The 18154-nt window shown below is 39.3% G+C and carries 16 protein-coding genes and 2 tRNA genes; 8 read left to right on the top strand and 10 right to left on the bottom strand.

Annotated features, from left to right (window positions below; all coding sequences use genetic code 11):
- The first annotated feature begins 6 nt into the window (after nt 1-6).
- Nucleotides 7-1179 (top strand): 2-methylaconitate cis-trans isomerase PrpF, encoded by a 1173-nt coding sequence (gene prpF, locus ACZ5WS_RS12945; RefSeq protein ID WP_464708930.1) that lies wholly within the window; start codon nt 7-9, stop codon nt 1177-1179.
- A gap of 73 nt (nt 1180-1252) precedes the next feature.
- On the opposite strand, the gene ACZ5WS_RS12940 is transcribed toward prpF, so the two are convergent.
- The gene (locus ACZ5WS_RS12940) at nt 1253-2152 is read right to left on the bottom strand and encodes a substrate-binding periplasmic protein (protein WP_178955815.1); all 900 of its coding nucleotides are present in this window, start codon (nt 2150-2152) and stop codon (nt 1253-1255) included.
- A 345-nt stretch (nt 2153-2497) separates the two neighbouring features.
- Here ACZ5WS_RS12940 and ACZ5WS_RS12935 point away from each other — a divergent pair, with 345 nt between their 5' ends.
- Complete coding sequence (locus ACZ5WS_RS12935) at nt 2498-3421, top strand: hypothetical protein (RefSeq protein ID WP_178955816.1); 924 nt, start codon at nt 2498-2500, stop codon at nt 3419-3421.
- On the opposite strand, the gene ACZ5WS_RS12930 is transcribed toward ACZ5WS_RS12935, so the two are convergent.
- On the bottom strand, nt 3418-4233 hold the full coding sequence (locus ACZ5WS_RS12930; protein ID WP_178955818.1) for an amino acid ABC transporter substrate-binding protein: 816 nt from the start codon (nt 4231-4233) through the stop codon (nt 3418-3420). The two genes, ACZ5WS_RS12935 and ACZ5WS_RS12930, sit on opposite strands and share 4 nt — an antisense overlap.
- 311 nt (nt 4234-4544) lie before the next feature.
- Between ACZ5WS_RS12930 and ACZ5WS_RS12925 the strand changes: the two genes are divergently transcribed.
- On the top strand, nt 4545-5042 hold the full coding sequence (locus ACZ5WS_RS12925) for an REP-associated tyrosine transposase (protein WP_464708927.1): 498 nt from the start codon (nt 4545-4547) through the stop codon (nt 5040-5042).
- A gap of 325 nt (nt 5043-5367) precedes the next feature.
- Here the strand turns inward: ACZ5WS_RS12925 and ACZ5WS_RS12920 are convergent.
- The 4 genes from ACZ5WS_RS12920 to ACZ5WS_RS12905 all read right to left on the bottom strand — a co-directional run bounded on the left by ACZ5WS_RS12920 (nt 5368) and on the right by ACZ5WS_RS12905 (nt 8285).
- Nucleotides 5368-5444, bottom strand: a tRNA-Val gene (locus ACZ5WS_RS12920).
- 145 nt (nt 5445-5589) lie between these two features.
- A tRNA-Val gene (locus ACZ5WS_RS12915) sits at nt 5590-5666 on the bottom strand.
- A gap of 236 nt (nt 5667-5902) precedes the next feature.
- The gene (locus ACZ5WS_RS12910; protein ID WP_464708925.1) at nt 5903-6952 is read right to left on the bottom strand and encodes a DUF3080 family protein; all 1050 of its coding nucleotides are present in this window, start codon (nt 6950-6952) and stop codon (nt 5903-5905) included.
- A complete protein-coding gene (locus ACZ5WS_RS12905) occupies nt 6930-8285 on the bottom strand; it encodes an MATE family efflux transporter (protein ID WP_198523037.1) in 1356 nt (451 codons plus the stop codon). The genes ACZ5WS_RS12910 and ACZ5WS_RS12905 overlap by 23 nt, the downstream gene beginning before the upstream one ends.
- Nucleotides 8286-8475: 190 nt before the next feature.
- On the opposite strand from ACZ5WS_RS12905, the gene ACZ5WS_RS12900 reads away from it, so the two are divergent.
- Nucleotides 8476-9102, top strand: coding sequence for a riboflavin synthase (locus ACZ5WS_RS12900; protein ID WP_054200746.1), 627 nt, complete (start codon nt 8476-8478; stop codon nt 9100-9102).
- Here ACZ5WS_RS12900 and ACZ5WS_RS12895 read toward each other — a convergent pair.
- The gene (locus ACZ5WS_RS12895) at nt 9099-9302 is read right to left on the bottom strand and encodes a CPXCG motif-containing cysteine-rich protein (protein WP_008464077.1); all 204 of its coding nucleotides are present in this window, start codon (nt 9300-9302) and stop codon (nt 9099-9101) included. The genes ACZ5WS_RS12900 and ACZ5WS_RS12895 overlap by 4 nt on opposite strands.
- A gap of 108 nt (nt 9303-9410) precedes the next feature.
- Nucleotides 9411-10280 (bottom strand): fructosamine kinase family protein, encoded by an 870-nt coding sequence (locus tag ACZ5WS_RS12890; protein WP_138604918.1) that lies wholly within the window; start codon nt 10278-10280, stop codon nt 9411-9413.
- A 121-nt stretch (nt 10281-10401) separates the two neighbouring features.
- Here ACZ5WS_RS12890 and ACZ5WS_RS12885 point away from each other — a divergent pair, with 121 nt between their 5' ends.
- Nucleotides 10402-11094, top strand: coding sequence for a DUF445 domain-containing protein (locus ACZ5WS_RS12885; RefSeq protein ID WP_178955826.1), 693 nt, complete (start codon nt 10402-10404; stop codon nt 11092-11094).
- Between the two features lie 83 nt (nt 11095-11177).
- On the opposite strand, the gene ACZ5WS_RS12880 is transcribed toward ACZ5WS_RS12885, so the two are convergent.
- Complete coding sequence (locus tag ACZ5WS_RS12880) at nt 11178-11540, bottom strand: DUF3718 domain-containing protein (RefSeq protein ID WP_290169887.1); 363 nt, start codon at nt 11538-11540, stop codon at nt 11178-11180.
- Nucleotides 11541-11982: 442 nt separating this feature from the next.
- On the opposite strand from ACZ5WS_RS12880, the gene ACZ5WS_RS12875 reads away from it, so the two are divergent.
- From ACZ5WS_RS12875 to ACZ5WS_RS12865, 3 genes are all read left to right on the top strand, one after another.
- Nucleotides 11983-12768: a hypothetical protein gene (locus ACZ5WS_RS12875; RefSeq protein WP_464708920.1), complete on the top strand. Its 786-nt coding sequence runs from the start codon at nt 11983-11985 to the stop codon at nt 12766-12768.
- 100 nt (nt 12769-12868) lie between these two features.
- On the top strand, nt 12869-14251 hold the full coding sequence (locus tag ACZ5WS_RS12870; protein ID WP_178955832.1) for an amidohydrolase: 1383 nt from the start codon (nt 12869-12871) through the stop codon (nt 14249-14251).
- Between the two features lie 12 nt (nt 14252-14263).
- Nucleotides 14264-15505, top strand: coding sequence for an amidohydrolase family protein (locus ACZ5WS_RS12865; RefSeq protein WP_178955842.1), 1242 nt, complete (start codon nt 14264-14266; stop codon nt 15503-15505).
- 110 nt (nt 15506-15615) lie between these two features.
- Here ACZ5WS_RS12865 and ACZ5WS_RS12860 read toward each other — a convergent pair whose 3' ends face one another.
- Complete coding sequence (locus tag ACZ5WS_RS12860; RefSeq protein WP_464711509.1) at nt 15616-17838, bottom strand: NADP-dependent isocitrate dehydrogenase; 2223 nt, start codon at nt 17836-17838, stop codon at nt 15616-15618.
- Between the last annotated feature and the right edge of the window lie 316 nt (nt 17839-18154).

Raw genomic sequence — 18154 nt, 5'->3', positions numbered from 1 at the left:
AAACAGATGTTTAAACCACAAATTAAAGTGCCTGCGACCTATATGCGTGGCGGCACCAGTAAAGGCGTGTTTTTTAATTTAACTGATTTACCCGAGCCTGCCCAAGTGGCAGGTGAGGCGCGCGATAGCTTGTTATTGCGCGTTATTGGCAGTCCCGATCCTTATGGTAAACAAACTGATGGTATGGGTGGCGCAACCTCAAGCACCAGTAAAACCGTTATTTTGAGTAAAAGCACGCAACCCGATCACGATGTTGATTACTTATTTGGTCAAGTCGCGATTGATAAAGCGTTTGTAGATTGGAGCGGTAACTGCGGTAATTTAACCTCTGCTGTAGGCGCGTTTGCCATCAGCAATGGTTTAGTTGATAAAGGTAGAGTGCCTGATAATGGCATTGCTATTGTGCGTGTATGGCAGGCAAACATTAAAAAAAGCATTTTAGTGCATGTACCCATGACCAATGGTGAAGTACAAGAAACCGGTGACTTTGAGTTAGATGGTGTTACCTTTCCTGCTGCTGAAGTAAAGCTGGAATTTATTGACCCTGCTGATGGTGATGGTGCGTTATTCCCGACAGGTAATGTGGTTGATGATTTAGAAGTTCCAGGCGTAGGCACGTTAAAAGCAACCATGATCAATGCTGGTATTCCGACTATTTTTATAAATGCAGCGGATATTGGCTACACCGGTACAGAGTTGCAAGGTGATATTAATAGCGATAATGCGGCGTTAACTATGTTAGAAAGCATTCGTGCCCATGGTGCAGTGAAAATGGGCTTAATTAATAATATTAATGAAGCACAAGCACGTCAACACACACCTAAAGTGGCATTTGTTGCTCCAGCAAAAGACTATACAGCCTCAAGTGGTAAGCACATAAATGCCAGCGACATAAGTATATTGGTTCGCGCGATGTCGATGGGCAAGTTACATCATGCAATGATGGGTACAGCAGCCGTTGCTATTGGCACAGCAGCCGCGATAAAAGGCACCTTAGTTAATGTAGCCGCTGGTGGTGGAGCTATTAATGAAGTTAACTTTGGGCATCCTTCAGGCACATTAAAAGTGGGAGCAGAGGCGGTGGTTACAAATGGCCAATGGCAGGTTAGCAAAGCCAGTATGAGCCGCAGCGCGCGTGTTTTAATGGAAGGCTGGGTAAGAGCGCCATTTGATTTTTAAACATTGTATAATAGCTGATGGCTTTGAGAGCATCAGCTTTATAGTTACCATGTAGTTTAAAATAAATCGTTAATTACCCTAGGTTATAGCACTGTTGTTTTTTATGAGCGATAAAACGTTCAAAAGTATTGTTTTTACGCATAATGGCAATTTCATCGTTGATGTCAGCTAAAATAGATTGCCAATTAGATGTATCTTTACTTACTGAAAAATGCAGATTTTTGTACTCAATACTTGGTGATAATGCAACGAGTGCATTTAGCATCACTTTTTTATCTCTATTTGATAAAGGTGACTTGTAAACGCTGGCTTTAAGTACTTCTAAATCGGCAACAATAAGCTCGACGCGACCGTTTAAAAGCAAGTGAATGAGTTGATACTCACTGTTTGCAACAATGGTTTTTACTTTGCCTTGGCTAATCAGTTCATCGAGTTCGTCACTATTTTTATATGAGCGAACTACGCCCATAACCCGATTTTTTACAGAGTTAATACTGCCATCGTAGTCAATGGTGTGATCTTTAAGTGCAACAAACGATAAATCGCCACCTGGAATAGGTTCTGATAGCGCTAATAACTGATTGCGTGTTTTGGTTAAAATATTTTCAGATATGACGTCGTCGGCAATATAGTACTCAGGGAATAATATATCGGCTTTGCCTAGCTCTGCTTCACGAACTGCACGCGCCCAAGGGTAAAACTCAATATGAACGCCATAACCACGCTTAACCAGCATGCTAACTGTAAGCTGGTAAAGCCAGCCTTTATTGCATAGGTTATCGTCTATATAAGGAGGCCAGTTGAGTGTAACTAAACGAAGTACGGTATCAGCATTTAGATTATAGCCATAACCACTTTTATATTTTTTACCTGGAAGAGTAATATTTTTATCGTCAACATTGTAGGTTACAGGCGCAGGATCTGCGTAAGTAAAGAAGGATAAAAGTAAGGCAACGACTAAAAATATTCTCATAAGGATAATGCATTTTTATATGTGCACTTAAGTTTAGTGGGTTATCTGGAATAAACAACTTAAATGTTCTCAGTATTCAAACAATATAAGTATAGCCTTAAAAAGCGATAGCTATTAATATACAAAAATAAGTAACTTAACTTAAATATGACACAATACCGATTTTTAAAAATGATCATTCTATCGTATTAAATGGCACACTTACTGCGTAAAGTTATTTATATAGAATAACTATATGTTATAGCTTTCGTCTTGTTATTACGTTATTTTCAGGCGCCATAATAGAACACTAATTTAATGCAATTGGTATGATAATTATAGGTGTTTTTACTAGAGGGAACTTTTATGGCTAATAAGCCAATAAGTGAAGATAATCCGTTTGCTAATTTATCTGATGTGCAGTGTGAGCACATCCAAAATTGGTATCAAAAACATATTTCTTTAACTTTAACCAACTTGCTAAAAGGTAGTAAGTCTGGCCAAGTAATAGACAGTAAATTAGAGCAGGCGTTAAACGAAGCATTAATAAACAGTAAACAAACCATAACCTATACAGGTGATGATAGTTCGCCTATAAAATTACAAAATGCCAGTGTATTGGCAGAGCTCAAAGATACACGTAATTTGTTTCATGGTGCGCAAGTCAAAATAAATAAATTAGAACAAAAAATAACAACAAGTGCTGACGAAATACAATTACTAGAGGCTCAAAAAAGCGAACTTCAATTAGAAGTACGCAGTTTAAAGCAACGATTAAACCATGTTTTATCGAGATTAGAATCACAAGGCGTCTCGTTTCAAAAAAGCCATTATGTTGGTCGTATATTGGTGCATGCTTTACGAGCAAGCTTTGAAAATTGGCAACAAACGCCCTCTGGTGAGTCTTTCAAAAATCATGACTTTTACAAGCTGTTTCCTCGGGTTTTGTACTCAAGTTTACTAAAAGAGATAGAAAAACTGCTAGGTGGGCATGATTATAATGAAATAGAACGCTCGTTGAGTGATTTTGTATTTCAACAAAAGGGTTCTCCAGTTGAGAATTGGCCGGATGAAGACCCGATATACGAGACACGATTAATTAACCAAAAACAGTCAGAACTATTAATTAAGCTACAAAGCCAACATCAGCAGAGAAAGAACTTTACCGCCTATTTAGAAAAACGTCTTGCTAATACTGGGTTTACTCATAAGCACAGTGATTTACTGATGACTTTAGTTGAGTTTGCGACAAATGATGAGAATAGTAAGTTTTCTAGTTACTGCCATTAATTAGCAGTATTTGTTTGGCTAGTCTGCAGTAAAGGTGTAATTAGAGGTGAATGTTGAAGCCCAAGTTGCTTTAGCCTAGCTGCAATATTGCCTTGCGTGAGTGCTTGCTTTACCCATTTATACAAGGTGCTTATATCTAGCGTGTGGTTTGGGCGAAGTAATAACTGATGATTATAGGTTTGTGCCACTCTCTCAGACACAAGTAGCAAACGCTTGCTTTTTGGATACTTGCTAAAGTATTGATTTAGGTAAGAACGAGTAACAATAGCGCTATCGCTGCGTTTTTTTAATACTAATTCAATACTTCTTTTATGGCTGCTTAATAAAGTCATTTTATATTCGTTTTCAAGAACTGAGGGGCTACTTTCGTAATTAGCTAACGGATAATGGTAGCCTAAAATACCCACCAAGGTTTTATCTGCTAAGTTATCAAACCAGGCTTGAGACTTGGCAAATTGCTTTAAAGCAATAAATACTTCTGTATCTATGGCTACAACAGGGGAGTTACTAATTACATTGTTTCCCTGTAGCCATCCCCAATCTGGGTTCTCAAAAAAAATCGAATCGAATAGGCCATTTTGGTAATCTTTAAAGCGACGAATGGGTGTGGTTAGTACTAATTCAAAATGATAAGAAGGCTGTATTTTATTTAGCTCGCTTATTAATTCAACGGTAAGACCAGAAGCACGCCCATCAACAATTTCTATATAAGGAGGGAACTCATAGCCACCTACTTTTACCACAGTTTTTGCATGAGCTTCTTCAACTGAAAAACCAAGTAAGGCTAGTAAAATGAGCGTAACAAACTTCATAGTTAAATCCTTCCTTAGCGTGCTTTTGATATATTAATTTATAAGATAGTCTATTTGTTAACATAGTATGAATTATCAAGCAATAAATTCTAACTTTGCAGGGTGATTAAATGGATGTTACTTGATATTTATTAAGCAAGTGTAGATCGAGTGCGCTTTTTTGGAGTGTTTTTGATATTGGGGGATTACCCAATGTCGGGTGGCGTGGCTTTGCCACTTAACCGACCTACGTTCCCAACAATTAACGTAGGTTGGATAAGCCGGAGGCGTCATCCGACGATGTTTAGTCGTTTATTATAAGGAGATTTTTTGTGAGATATCGTCGAAATTATCAACCAGGAGTAACGTATTTTTTTACGGTTAATTTGCAGGATCGTAAAAAATCATTACTGGTTGAGCATATTGATTTATTGCGTGAGGCTGTGCGCTGGGTAAAAATGCATAAACCATTTTATATTGATGCGTGGGTAGTGTTGCCTGATCATATGCATGCAGTGTTAACTTTACCCAAAGGTGATAGCGATTATTCTGGCCGTTGGCGCGAAATTAAAAAACGTTTTTCTAAAGGCTTGCCTAAAAACGAACATTTACCACTTGCACGCGTTAATAAAAATGAACGAGGGATTTGGCAACGCCGTTTTTGGGAGCATACTATTGTTGATGAACGTGATTATTGGCAGCATGTAAATTATGTGCATGTTAACCCGCTTAAACATGGTTTGGTTGAGTGGGTGATTGATTGGCCTTATTCAAGCTTTCATAAAGCGGTTGCATCAGGAATATACAACCGTAATTGGTGTGGGGAATAATTAATACCTTATATGTGGGTGTTTCCCATACGTCCCCAATAATTAACGTAGGTTGGATAAGCCAGAGGCGTCATCCGACAATGTTGGATAATTCGAAGGCGTCATCCGACGATGTTGGATATTAATCAATATCGGTGCAGGTTTTGCTTTATGTTGGGTGATGTTTGGGGTCGGGGGTCACCAATGTCGGGTGGCGTGGCTTCGCCACTTAACCGACCTACGTTCTTTTTTTGAATTTGTACGACTGAGTGGATTCGAACCACTGACCTCTGGACCGGGTGATCAAGAGTAGGTAGTGCTTTTTCTTTTTTATAGATATGGAGATTGGTACGACTGAGTGGATTCGAACCACCGACCCCTACCATGTCAAGGTAGTGCTCTAACCAACTGAGCTACAGTCGTACAATTTTAAATTCTTAAATTAAATATACTTTTAGGGGTGAAGTATATTTGGTACGACTGAGTGGATTCGAACCACCGACCGGGTGATCAAGAGTGGGTAGTGCTCTTTCCTTCAACGTACTTTAAATACATTATTTACTAATTTTGGTACGACTGAGTGGATTCGAACCACCGACCCCTACCATGTCAAGGTAGTGCTCTAACCAACTGAGCTACAGTCGTACTATAAGTCTACATACTATTTAATTCGTCCATGAAGCTTCATCCTGTCGGCGTCCTGCCTCCACCTCGTTCGGCTGCGAAGCTTCGCTTCGGTCCAATCTCGCCCAACTGAGCTACAGTCGTATTGCATGTATTTAAGAGTTGTTAATTGCTTAACAACGGTCGCTAATATATAGCGTGATGGGGAGTGAATCAAGCATGTTTATGCTATTTGAGTTTATTTGCCGTTTTTTTATTCATATTGGACTGATTTCACACGTTTTATAAAATTTTTGCCACCATATAACATGCTCTTTTGCTGACGATTTTAGCTGAGCGAGTAAGTTTTTAGCGTTTGGGTCAAGAAGAGCATTTATCTCTTCACTGCTTACTGCTTGATTAAACCACAGCTGCACATACAGCGGCTGCAATGTTTCTAAATAACCACTAAGCTGCGCTTGATAAGGCTGAATTTGTTTCAAGTAATATTTATTGAATATATTACTGACAATTTTAGCTTGCTGCTTGTTTTTACCCTTTGGGCATATATCTTCTAGCGTTAAAGTATTTACAAACTGGGTGGCCGCATGATTTAAGCTAATTTGTTCACGTGCGGCTTGAATAAGTTGTTGGTTAAACTCGTATTTGTTAAGCGGCTCAAGCGCTGACAAAATATCATCACTGTTTATTGCCATATTATTTTGGTTTTCTATTAGCTGTTTTATGGTAGTTAGCTTTTTAAGCCCCTCAACTGTGTCGCTAAACCCAGCCGGTTGAGTGCTGAGCTCTTGGCCGGTTAGTTGCCAACTGCTGTTGAGCTCGGGTTCACTAAATAACATATTGTTGAAAAACTGAGTGAGCTGAGCTTGTTTTTGAGTTTTTGCCGCAGCAATTTTGTTGTAAATCTTGCTTTGTTTATCCAAGCTATTTAAACAGTTTTGCGCGCTTTGAATAAAATCTATTTGGTACTTCAATTGACTAGCAGCGGTGGCCGTTTTACCTAACTGATTATTATGCTCGCTTATTAAAACGTTCAGTTTACATTGGCTAATACCAGCAAGTTCAGTTATACCAATTTTAATTGCGGGCTGAAAGGTATTTTTAGGCGCGACTAACGTGAGTTGTTGCAGTGGATTTCTCTTTGGCTCGGGAACTTGAAAGGTACTACTTAAGCGAGACAAGTAAGTTTTATTTGCCTCACTGGGCTGCTTTGAGCAGCCAAAAAGTAAGACACAACACACTGCCAGTAACCACTTAAGTGGCAGTGTGGTAGTTATAGATTGATTAAGAGAGAATAAATGGTTCACGTTTAAATCGCCTATGCACTGTCAGCATCAGTAGTACAGCTGCAACTGATAATCCAACGATAATGCCTATCCAAAAACCATGCGGGCCCATTGCTGGCACTATTAAGTCTGTTCTTGCTAATACGTAGCCTAAACTAAAGCCGATTAACCAATAAGAGATAAAAGTAATATAAGAAATAGGGGCTGTGTGCTTTAAGCCTCTCAATATACCATTTGCAGCTACTTGTAATGCATCAGGAAGTTGATAAATACAGGCTAAAATCATAATTGATGAAGCAAGTGCGAGTACCGCAGGGCTATCGCTATAAAGCTGGCTAATCACATCGCGACCTATAAAAGTAATAAAAGCGATAAATAGGGCGATAATTGCCGCTAAAATATAACTTGTAGACACGGCTACTTTTAATTGGTCTAAATGATTTTGCCCAAATAAATTACCAATTCGTATGCTAATTGCAATTGAGAGGCTAAGAGGCATCATAAATAATAGTGCCGTAACACTGGCTGCAATTTGATGGCCAGACACAGCCACCGCACCTAAGTGCGCAATAAATAAAGGTATACAGGCAAACAAGGTTACTTCAAAAAAAGTGGCTAGTGATATAGGAATACCGAGTTTGGTAATAATACCTATGGTTTTAAAGTTTGGTTTTTCAAAGCCCGCTAATAAGCCTTTGGCGTCTACTTTTTTGCTGAGCTGGCAATAAGTCACCTGCGCAATGGCCATAACAGTAAATACGAGTGCGGTAGCAATACCACAACCGGCTCCGCCAAAAGCTGGTAGGCCAAATAAGCCATTGATAAAAATATAATTGAGTGGAATGTTTACCGCAAGCCCTAGTAGGCTAATATAAAATGCAGGCTTGGTCATCCCCATGCCTTCGGTCATATTTCTATAAACGGTAAAAATTAAAAAGCCAAACACACCCCACTTAACAAAATGAATGTAGTCAAAGGCAAGTCCAGCAATTGCTGGGGTGGTGTTTAGCTGTAAAATAACAGTATTGGCAAGCTGCGCCGCACTAAAACCAGCAATACTTAAAAGGAGTGTTAAATAAAGGGCTTGCTGAAAATAATGGCTGATGCCGTTACGATCTTTAGCACCAGCGAATTGGGCAATAACGCCCGTTAATGCTAATAAAATCCCTTGTATTGCTAATAAAATTGGGTTCCATATTCCCGTTGCAATTGATAGTGCAGCTAAATCGGTAGGGCTCACTTGTCCGGCCATAATGGTGTCAACCACAGACATTAATACTAAAGTTACTTGTGCTAAAAAAACGGGAACGGCAAGAGAAAGTAAACGTTTGGCTTCCCAACTACAAAAAGTCATAAAAAACAGCTATTCAGAAAAACATAGTCGCATTGTAATCTATTGTGATCAGCCAAGCTATGCTGGTGGTCGGTGTTTGTATTTAATTCATCTTGGTGGTGAAAATAACCATGAATAAGTGCTATTAAGTGAATGATTTTGTCTTTTGATACGTTAAACTAGCACTTTGTAAGAAATAGAAGCGATTTTTATGTTTACCGGTATTATTCAAACTCAAGCAACGGTAGTTTCTAAAACCCATGCACAGGGCGTATTGCGTCTGGTAGTTTCTGTCAATGAGCAATACGTGAAGCATTTAGACTTAGGTGCCAGCATCGCTATAAATGGTTGCTGTTTGACTGTGGTAAAAGTAGAGCTAAGTAATCACGATGTGGTTGCTCAAGTGCATTTTGATGTTATTGACGAAACTCTGCAGCTAACTAATCTTGGGCAACTGGAATTGGGTAGTTTAGTTAATTACGAGCGTTCAGTGTCATTTGGTACTGAGTTGGGTGGACATATTGTATCTGGACATATTCATTGCACCGCAAAAATTGCGCAAATAGTGAAGTTAGAAAACAACTACAAAATACAGCTCAGCCTGCCACAAAAATGGCAAAAATATGTGCTATACAAAGGATTTGTATCTGTTAATGGTGCAAGTTTAACGGTGGGTAATATTGATGAGTTTGGCTTTTGGTTGCATCTAATACCAGAAACACTCGATATAACTAATTTAGGTGAAGCCGTTGTGGGTGATGAGTTCAATATTGAAGTCGACCAGCAAACCTACACAATTATAAACACCGTTGAAAACTACATGCGCCAACATAGCTAAAATATTTGTTCGTCATCGCTGTCCACATGTAACTCTAACTTGTTACGTGCATAGTCTATATGCATGTTCAAGTGTATAAGGTTACAGCAGGCACTACATTCTTCATAGTAGTCTTGATCGCCCATACTGGCATCGAGATCTAAATGAATATGGTGTCCACAATGTGGACAGGCGATGCGTTGTGATAAAAAGTCTTTCATAATAACACCTCATAAAAACTAAGTTTTTTTACGTGGGTAGCACACAACGGGCTTACACTAAATATAGTGCTTATATCTTGTTTACTGCATTTATTTTAGTTTACGAGTTTAGTCTAGTAAGTTTATTAGTTTATCAACGTGCTCTTTAGCCTGATTTAGATAATGACCCGCAAAAATGTTAGCGTTGTTTAAAACAGGGTAAAGCTGATAAACAAGCTTACGTTGCTCATAACCCTGTGCTAAAGGGTAGTGGTGCTTGTAGGTATCATAAAAATCCTCTGGAAGGGGAGCATAGAGCTCGCTCATAGCAATATCGACTTCCCGATCACCGTAATAGCAGGCGGGGTCAAACAAGGTCGGAATGTTATTTACAAAGCCCAGGTTACCACGCCAAAAATCGCCATGTAATAATGAGGGTAAAACATGATGATTATGCAGTGTCTCTTTTACTAAATTTATTAGTTGTTCGGGGTCTGAAAGTACAATGTCTTTTTCAGCTAATAGTTGTAATTGCCAACCAATACGTTCTTCTGCAAAAAATACATCCCATTTTTTATGCCACTGATTAGGCTGAAGCGTTGAGCTTAAATAATTGTCGGTATCAAAACCAAACATCGCTTGCTGGTGTTTTTGATGTAACATGGCAAGATGCTCCCCCATAGTTGACCAATGAGTGTGGGGAAGCTCGTCAAATGTAAGCCACTCTAATACAATGAAGGCGTATTCTATATTGGCCCCAGTTATAATACAGTCTGGCACCATAAATACACTGTTTTGAGTAAGCTGTTTTAAGCCTTGAGCTTGAGCCTCAAAGCGCTCTAGCTCATGCTTTTGCCCAACTTTAACTAAGTAATTGTGCTTGCCATCGCTTAAATGAAACAACTTATCGGTGGATGTGTTTTGCAACTGACGTTTATGGGTGTGTTTAAAATCATAATGGATAGCCTGGCTGATCTCTTGATTGATTGTTTTCCACATAACAATAGTCACCTTTTAAACCTATAAATAAACTATGGCAAAAAGGGATTAAATAAACAAATTAATCGGTGTAAAATTAATACTATCAATTTCTGATACAAATCACTGAAATGGAATAAAAATGAATAAAAGTTTTATCACTAACTTATTAGCAGCGTGTTGTGTTGTTATTGGTTTTGTATTTGAACAAACCATTGTACTTTCTGTGGGCTTATTTGCACTCTCCGGTGCAGTTACAAACTTACTCGCTATTCATATGCTGTTTGAAAAAGTGCCGTTTTTATATGGTTCGGGTGTAATTGCACTTAAGTTTGAAAGTTTTAAAGTGGCTATAAGAAACTTAATACTTACGGAGTTCTTTTCTGAGCATAAAATAGACAAGCTTCTAAGCAAGGCTCAACCAACGATAGACTTTGAGTCAGTTATTTATAAGGTGGATTTAAATCCCGCATTCGATAATTTGTTAGTGGTTATTGAGCAATCACAATTTGGTAGCATGCTTGCAATGTTTGGCGGCACTGAAGCCGTTGAGCCAATGCGAGAAAAGTTTATTGAAAAAATGCAATCATCACTGGTGCAAATAAGCGACACCGACGATTTTAAAACACTATTAAGCGATATGTTAACCCAAGGTAATAACGCGGAAAGTTTGCATAATACGGTGCTTAAGTTAGTGGATGAACGCTTAGATGAACTCACCCCTAAAATGGTGAAAGAAATAATTCAAACCATGATCCGCGAACACTTAGGTTGGCTCGTTGTATGGGGTGGGGTGTTTGGAGGCTTATTTGGTTTGTTGGCAGCGCTTATTTAATAATAAATATACGTTAAGCAGGTACTAAGCCCTGCTTAACGTGTTTGACTCGAGTAAATTAAACGCATTTAAAACCTGTAATATTATTTAGACCCCGCCATAATAACCACAAGCGGTTTGTTTGCTTTTGCTAAATCTCTTATTGACGTACTAGTAGACGCTTCAATATTTAAAAAGCGTGCTGATTTATTTAAATCATACAGCGCTACAAAATCACCCATTGATAAATCATTACAGAGTAATTTTTTGCCAATTACATGTTTACTAATTCGCAGATCTTTCATGGCTCTGTGAAGTGTCAACCTTTTGTTAGATGCAACGGCCATACAAGCTTGGGTACCGGGTGATGAGTCAGCGGCAACAAAGGTGGTTGCCATTACAGGTGCTGTTAATGTTGCTGCGCCCAATAATACAGTTGAATATAGAGTTGCTTTGAAAGAAATCATAGTATTTGCCTCTTTGTTTATATGCAACTTAAGTATTGCTTAATGTAGCCGAAATGTTGTTAACTGAATGGGGTAAGCTGTAAGAAGATGTGTATATAAATCGTGCAATTTTGTAGGTATATGAAAAGTTGTTCATAAGTAACCTGAACTATGGATAATAAATCTATCTCAAGCAGCTATTTTCAGCGCTAACTGCGTTGAATTTACTTGCAATAGGCTCGCTATTGACGCGAAAATTCGCCTTGTTTTCACTGTAAATTTCTGGCTGGAGAAAAAAACCAAATTATTAATATAATTCAATATTTTAGTAAATCTCTTAACCAGAGTTCAGGTTAAGTAATTTATTTTTGACACACTTTAGCGTTTTCCTACTGAAATATTTTTTCAGGCTGTTATTATCGCGCCCTAAATTTGTGGCATTTTATATTTTTGGAGCGCAATTGTGAATAAAACGTTAGCAAGTTACTACCAGCAAGCTTATGCGTGTGAGCAACAGCATTTTAACCAATGTTTTTATTGCGGCTGTGAGGCAACAGAGCGCGATCATTGCCCGCCATTGCATATGCTACAAAGTATTATTGATCTAGGTGAAGAAGCTGACTTTGTTGCCATTGCAGCCTGTTACGAATGCCATGCATTACTTCACAATGAGCGATTAATGACCATTGATGAGCGATTTAGCAAACTTAAAAAGAAATTATCTAATAAGTATGCAAAACCTCTGCGTGTTTACAACATGTGGGAAGAAAACGAACTCGCTGATATGAGTGATGAATTTGCGCATAGTATTCAAGCAGGTATGAAGCTAGGTAAAGAAGCGGCTGAGCGACTCGCCTTTACGGGCTTTAGTTATGCCACTGAGGAAGCACGTGTCACGGTGCGTGAAAAAACTAAAGAGTTTGATGTTGAAGGCACTGTATTTACCGATTTCAAAGAAGCGCTTAACTATTGCATTACTGTATTAAAAGTACAAAAAAGTGACTTTTATAAAATTTTAGTGGAAGACTATCAAGGTGATTTTAATAAGGCATTGAGTCAATACAGACATCGTCATGATAAAGTTACAGCAGCAAAAGATGGTAATACATTGATTAAAGATTTTTCAAAATTACATAAGCAAAATTCGGATTTTGTAACACGAACGGTTAAACACTTTATAAGTAAAGATCCATCGCTCACCACCGAAAGAGCTCTGGATAAGCTTTATAACAATTATATAAAAAAATAATTACAGAAATTCACCTTAAATAACCGCCTTTTCACCTGTTTTTTTAGCTTTATGCGTTTGCTTTCGCTAAAGTAGTAAAAAAACAGGAGAACCTAAAAACATGCAAAAATTTGCTCCCTCATTGTTAGCTGTTGGTTTAGCAGCAGCACTTGTTGGTTGCCAAGAAAGCGGCCCACAAGATGACAAAGTAACCATTAATAAAAACCCATACCCAAGTACTTACCAACCGGTAGCGACATCAAGCACGTTAATCACCAATGCGACTGTATTAACAGGGACGGGTGAGCGTTTAGATGAAGCTGATGTATTAATTGTCGACGGTAAAGTGCAGCAAATTGGTAAAGATTTAACCGCTGATGCAGATACCACCATCGACGCACAAGGTAAATGGGTAACACCAGGCATTATTGACGTTCATTCACATTTAGGTGCTTATCCAAATCCATCGGTTGAGTCTCATCAAGATGGTAACGAAATGACCAGTCCAAATACTGCAGAAGTATGGGTTGAGCATTCAATTTGGCCACAAGATCCAGGTTTCAATCGCGCACGTGAAGGCGGTATTACGTCATTACAAATTTTACCGGGTTCGGCTAATTTATTCGGTGGACGTGGCGTTACCCTTAAAAATGTACCGGCTCACACCATGCAAGGGATGAAATTTCCTGATGCACCATACGGTTTAAAAATGGCATGTGGTGAAAACCCTAAACGTGTTTACGGTCGTAAAGGCGTATTACCGATGACACGTATGGGTAATATGGCAGGATATCGTACAGCTTGGATTGGCGCTCAAGAATATAAGCGTGAGTGGGATAAATACGATGCTGATTACGCTGCGGGTAAAAACCCAGAAGCTCCACATCGTGATATTAAATACGATACATTACGTGGTGTTTTAGAAGGTGAAGTTCGTATTCACAATCACTGCTACAAAGCAGAAGAAATGGCGATGATGATCGACCTTTCTAAAGAGTTTAATTATCATGCGGGCACATTCCACCACGGAATTGAAGCCTATAAAATTGCTGATTTATTAGCTGAAAATGGCTCGTGTGCAGCACTTTGGCCAGACTGGTGGGGCTTTAAAATGGAAGCCTACGATATGGTGCAAGAGAACGTCGCTATTGTTGATGCAGTTAAAAACTCATGTGCTGTTGTGCACTCAGATTCTGATACGACGATTCAACGCTTGAACCAAGAAGCCGCAAAAGTAATGTACAGTGCAAACCAAAATGGGTTTGATATTTCTGAGCAACACGCGATTAAATGGATCACGTCTAACGCCGCTAAATCATTAGGCATTGAAGATAAAACAGGTTCACTTGAAACAGGTAAACAAGCTGATGTTGTTATTTGGAATCAAAGCCCGTTTAGTGTTTATGCAAAAGCAGAGCAAGTGTTTGTTGATGGTGCAAAAGTTTACGATAGAAACGATAGCGCATTCCAAGCACAAAGTGATTTTATGTTAGGTCAACAATAAGGAGCACCCAGAATGAAAAAATTATCACGTTCGTTTTCGCTTTCTCTGGTTGCTGCAGGGTTACTAGCATCGGGTGCCGTGAGCGCCAAGTCACTAGCAATCATTAATGCAACTTTGCATACATCTTCAGAACAAGGTGTATTAGAAGGAGCTAGCATTGTAATGAATGAAGGAAAAATCACTGCCATTAACCCTAGCGATGTTAAAGCTGACAAAGTTATTGATGCTAAAGGTCAAATAGTGACGGCTGGTTTTATCGCCAGTGTAAATCAGCTTGGCTTAGTTGAAGTAGGTGCAGTTGCCGGTTCTCGCGATGCAGGAGAAGACAAAGCAGGTATCGATTTTGATGCAAGCTTAGCATTCAATCCTCGTTCAAGCTTAATTCCTTATGCACGTAAAGGCGGTATCACTCGAGATTTGATCACCCCATACGGTGGTGACAGCATATTTGCAGGCCTAGCAAGTGTTGTTGATTTAAGTGGTAGCTTTGAAAGCGTAGATAAAAAGCAAGCTGCACTAGTGGTTCATTTAGGTGAGCGTAGTAAAGGTTCTCGTGCATTTACCTTGCAAACGCTTATTAAAAAATTAGATGAGCATCAAACCAAAGCAAGTAAAGACGCTAAAAAAGACGACGCTAAGCCAAGTGCTGAAGACACGGTAATGGCTAAAGTACTAAAAGGCGATATACCATTACTAATTAGTGTGTCGCGTGCATCAGATATTGTTGAACTAATAAAAGTGAAACAGCAGTTTGGCGTAAACATTGTCCTTAATGGCGCTCAAGATGCCGTTGTAGTTAAAGATCGCATCGCTAAAGCAGGCATTCCTGTGATCATTAGTGCAATGGATAACTTACCAGGTAGCTTTGATTCGTTGCATGCGAGCTTGAATAATGCCGGCATACTAGAAAAAGCCGGTGTTAAAGTGCTACTAACTGTGGGTGGTGACGCAAGTCACAATGTTTACCAGCTTCGCTACGATGCCGGTAACGCAGTGTCTTACGGTATGAGCCAACAAGGCGCATTAAAGGCCATGACTTCGAATGTGGCTGATGTATTTGGTATTAACGCGGGTAGCCTAGAAGTAGGTAAAGCCGCTGATGTTGTTATGTGGAGTAACGACCCGTTTGAGCTGAGCAGCCACGTGAATAAAATGTTTATCAATGGTGTTGAGGTTAGTACTGAATCTCGCCAAGATAAACTGCGTGAGCGCTATACAACAGAGTCGAACATGCCACGCGCATACACAAAATAAACTTTTAAAGTTGAATTGAAAAGGCCGTATTAGCGGCCTTTTTTACGAACACCTTTCGCCTAAGCACAAAAAAGGCGCTCTATGAGCGCCTTTTCATTCATTTAAATGGTTTATACTAGTTTAGATAAAATCTCGTTAAATGTTGTGCTCGGACGCATTGCTTTGAAGGCTGCATCGTCATTTGGCTGGAAGTAACCGCCAATGTTCATTGCAGGACCCTGTGCATCGTTTAGCTCGTTAACAATTTGCTCTTTGTTGGTTTCAAGGTCGCTAGCAATTTGTGTAAATTGCGCTTTAAGCTCGCTATCTTCATTTTGCTTAGCAAGTTCTTGAGCCCAGAATAAAGATAAGAAGAAATGAGAACCACGGTTATCAATCTCTTTAACTTTGCGTGAAGGTGACTTGTTTTCAGCTAGGAATGTGCCCGTTGCTTTATCAAGCGTATCAGCAAGTACTTGTGCCTTGTTGTTACCCGTTGTTGTGCTTAGGTGTTCAAGTGACGCAGCAAGTGCTAAGAACTCACCTAAAGAATCCCAACGTAAGTGGTTTTCTTTTTCAAACTGTTGAACGTGCTTAGGAGCAGAACCACCGGCACCTGTTTCAAATAAACCACCGCCATTCATCAGTGGCACAATTGAAAGCATTTTAGCACTAGTACCCAATTCTAAAATTGGGAATAAATCTGTTAGGTAATCACGTAATACGTTACCTGTTACAGAAATCGTATCTTTACCTTCTTTGATGCGTGCTAGTGAGAATAAGGTTGCATCCATTGGCGATAAAATTTGAATATCTAGGCCAGCAGTATCATGATCTGGCAAGTATTTGTTCACTTTTTTGATTAACTCAGCATCGTGTGCACGTTCTGCATCTAACCAGAAAATAGCCGGATTACCAGTTGCGCGAGCGCGGTTTACTGCAAGTTTAACCCAATCTTGAATTGGTGCATCTTTAACCTGACACATACGCCAGATATCGCCTTGCTCAACACTGTGCTCAAGTAGGGTGTTACCGTTTGTGTCAACAACACGAATAGTACCGTCAGCTTTTGCTTCAAATGTTTTGTCATGTGAGCCGTATTCTTCCGCTTTTTGAGCCATAAGGCCAACGTTTGGTACGCTACCCATAGTTGTAGGATCAAAAGCACCGTGCTGTTTACAAAAATCAATCGTTGCTTGGTAAACGCCAGAGTAACAACGATCTGGAATTACAAAGCTTGTGTCTTGTAATTTATCGTCTTTATTCCACATTTGACCGCTTGAACGAATTGCAGCAGGCATAGAAGCATCGATGATCACATCACTTGGTACGTGTAAGTTTGTAATACCACGATGAGAATCAACCATGGCGATAGCAGGGCGGTTAGCGTAAACCGCTTGAATGTCTGCTTCAATTTCTTCGCGCTTAGCGTCATCTAATGTTTGAATTTTAGAGTACACATCGCCTAAACCGTTATTTACATCAACACCTAGCTCTTCAAAAAGTGCACCGTGTTTTGCAAAAACGTCTTTGTAGAATACTTTTACAGCGTGACCAAAGATGATTGGATCAGATACTTTCATCATGGTTGCTTTCATATGAAGCGAAAATAACACGCCTTTTTCTTTAGCTGCATTGATTTCAGCTTCTAGGAATGCTTGTAATTTCGTAGCACTGATACGTGATGCATCAATTACTTCACCAGCAAGTAATGGCGTGCTTTGCTTAAGTACAGTGATATCGCCATTAGCCGCTACGTGTTCGATACGAACATCCGTTGCTTCATCAACAGTTAGTGATTGCTCAGAACCAAAGAAGTCACCTTCTTCCATGCTTGCAACGTATGATTGTGAATCTTTGCTCCACGCGCCCATTGAATGTGGGTTATTACGTGCATACTCTTTCACTGAACCTGGTGCACGACGGTCAGAGTTACCTTCACGAAGTACAGGGTTTACTGCGCTGCCTTTAATTTTATCGTAGGCTGCTTGAATCGCTTTCTCTTCATCGTTTTTAGGTTCAACCGGGTATTCTGGAAGTGCATAACCTTTTTCTTGAAGCTCTTTAATTACAGCGCGAAGTTGTGGAACTGATGCACTAATGTTCGGTAATTTAATGATGTTAGCTTCTGGTGTTTTTGCCATTTCGCCAAGTTCTGCAAGTGCATCACCAATGCGTTGTTCTTCTGTTAGGTAATCCGGGAAGCTCGCAATTACACGACCAGCTAATGAGATGTCGCGTGTTTCAACTTCAACACCTGCCGCATTTGTGTATGCTTGGATAATAGGTAACAACGAATAAGTTGCTAGTGCCGGAGCTTCGTCCGTTTTTGTATAGATAATTTTTGATGTCATCATCATTCCTAGATAGTAGGCCGCATTGGCCAAATTCAACAATGCAAAGAAATCATCGCCTAATACTTTTAAATTAAGCATTAGTACATGCAATGAGTAGTCTGTTAGGTGTTGGTACTCGTATAACCTAAACAAGGTGAGAATAATCACACCTGACGGACTAGTGTCTTTTATAACTAAAATTTATGTAAATACAAACTAGCCATTAGGCTAAAGTAATTACGTTTTACAGGATAAAGAGTGTAACAAGCTTGGCTAAAAAGGGCTAGGATTACACGCCAGACGCCAGCAGTTAAACTTCTAATACTGAAATTAT

The organism is Pseudoalteromonas sp. 11L1, from assembly GCF_055397545.1.
Note: the sequence above shows the minus strand (reverse complement) of the source record. Positions and strands in the feature narration are given on the sequence as shown.

Bases quoted from the DNA above. Each gene is read 5' to 3' on its own strand.
- prpF (WP_464708930.1), top strand. From the start codon at position 7: ATGTTTAAACCACAAATTAAAGTGCCTGCGACCTATATGCGTGGCGGC.
- ACZ5WS_RS12940 (WP_178955815.1), bottom strand. From the start codon at position 2,152: ATGAGAATATTTTTAGTCGTTGCCTTACTTTTATCCTTCTTTACTTAC.
- ACZ5WS_RS12935 (WP_178955816.1), top strand. From the start codon at position 2,498: ATGGCTAATAAGCCAATAAGTGAAGATAATCCGTTTGCTAATTTATCT.
- ACZ5WS_RS12930 (WP_178955818.1), bottom strand. From the start codon at position 4,233: ATGAAGTTTGTTACGCTCATTTTACTAGCCTTACTTGGTTTTTCAGTT.
- ACZ5WS_RS12905 (WP_198523037.1), bottom strand. From the start codon at position 8,285: ATGACTTTTTGTAGTTGGGAAGCCAAACGTTTACTTTCTCTTGCCGTT.
- ACZ5WS_RS12900 (WP_054200746.1), top strand. From the start codon at position 8,476: ATGTTTACCGGTATTATTCAAACTCAAGCAACGGTAGTTTCTAAAACC.
- ACZ5WS_RS12895 (WP_008464077.1), bottom strand. From the start codon at position 9,302: ATGAAAGACTTTTTATCACAACGCATCGCCTGTCCACATTGTGGACAC.
- ACZ5WS_RS12890 (WP_138604918.1), bottom strand. From the start codon at position 10,280: ATGTGGAAAACAATCAATCAAGAGATCAGCCAGGCTATCCATTATGAT.
- ACZ5WS_RS12885 (WP_178955826.1), top strand. From the start codon at position 10,402: ATGAATAAAAGTTTTATCACTAACTTATTAGCAGCGTGTTGTGTTGTT.
- ACZ5WS_RS12880 (WP_290169887.1), bottom strand. From the start codon at position 11,540: ATGATTTCTTTCAAAGCAACTCTATATTCAACTGTATTATTGGGCGCA.
- ACZ5WS_RS12870 (WP_178955832.1), top strand. From the start codon at position 12,869: ATGCAAAAATTTGCTCCCTCATTGTTAGCTGTTGGTTTAGCAGCAGCA.
- ACZ5WS_RS12865 (WP_178955842.1), top strand. From the start codon at position 14,264: ATGAAAAAATTATCACGTTCGTTTTCGCTTTCTCTGGTTGCTGCAGGG.
- ACZ5WS_RS12860 (WP_464711509.1), bottom strand. From the start codon at position 17,838: ATGACATCAAAAATTATCTATACAAAAACGGACGAAGCTCCGGCACTA.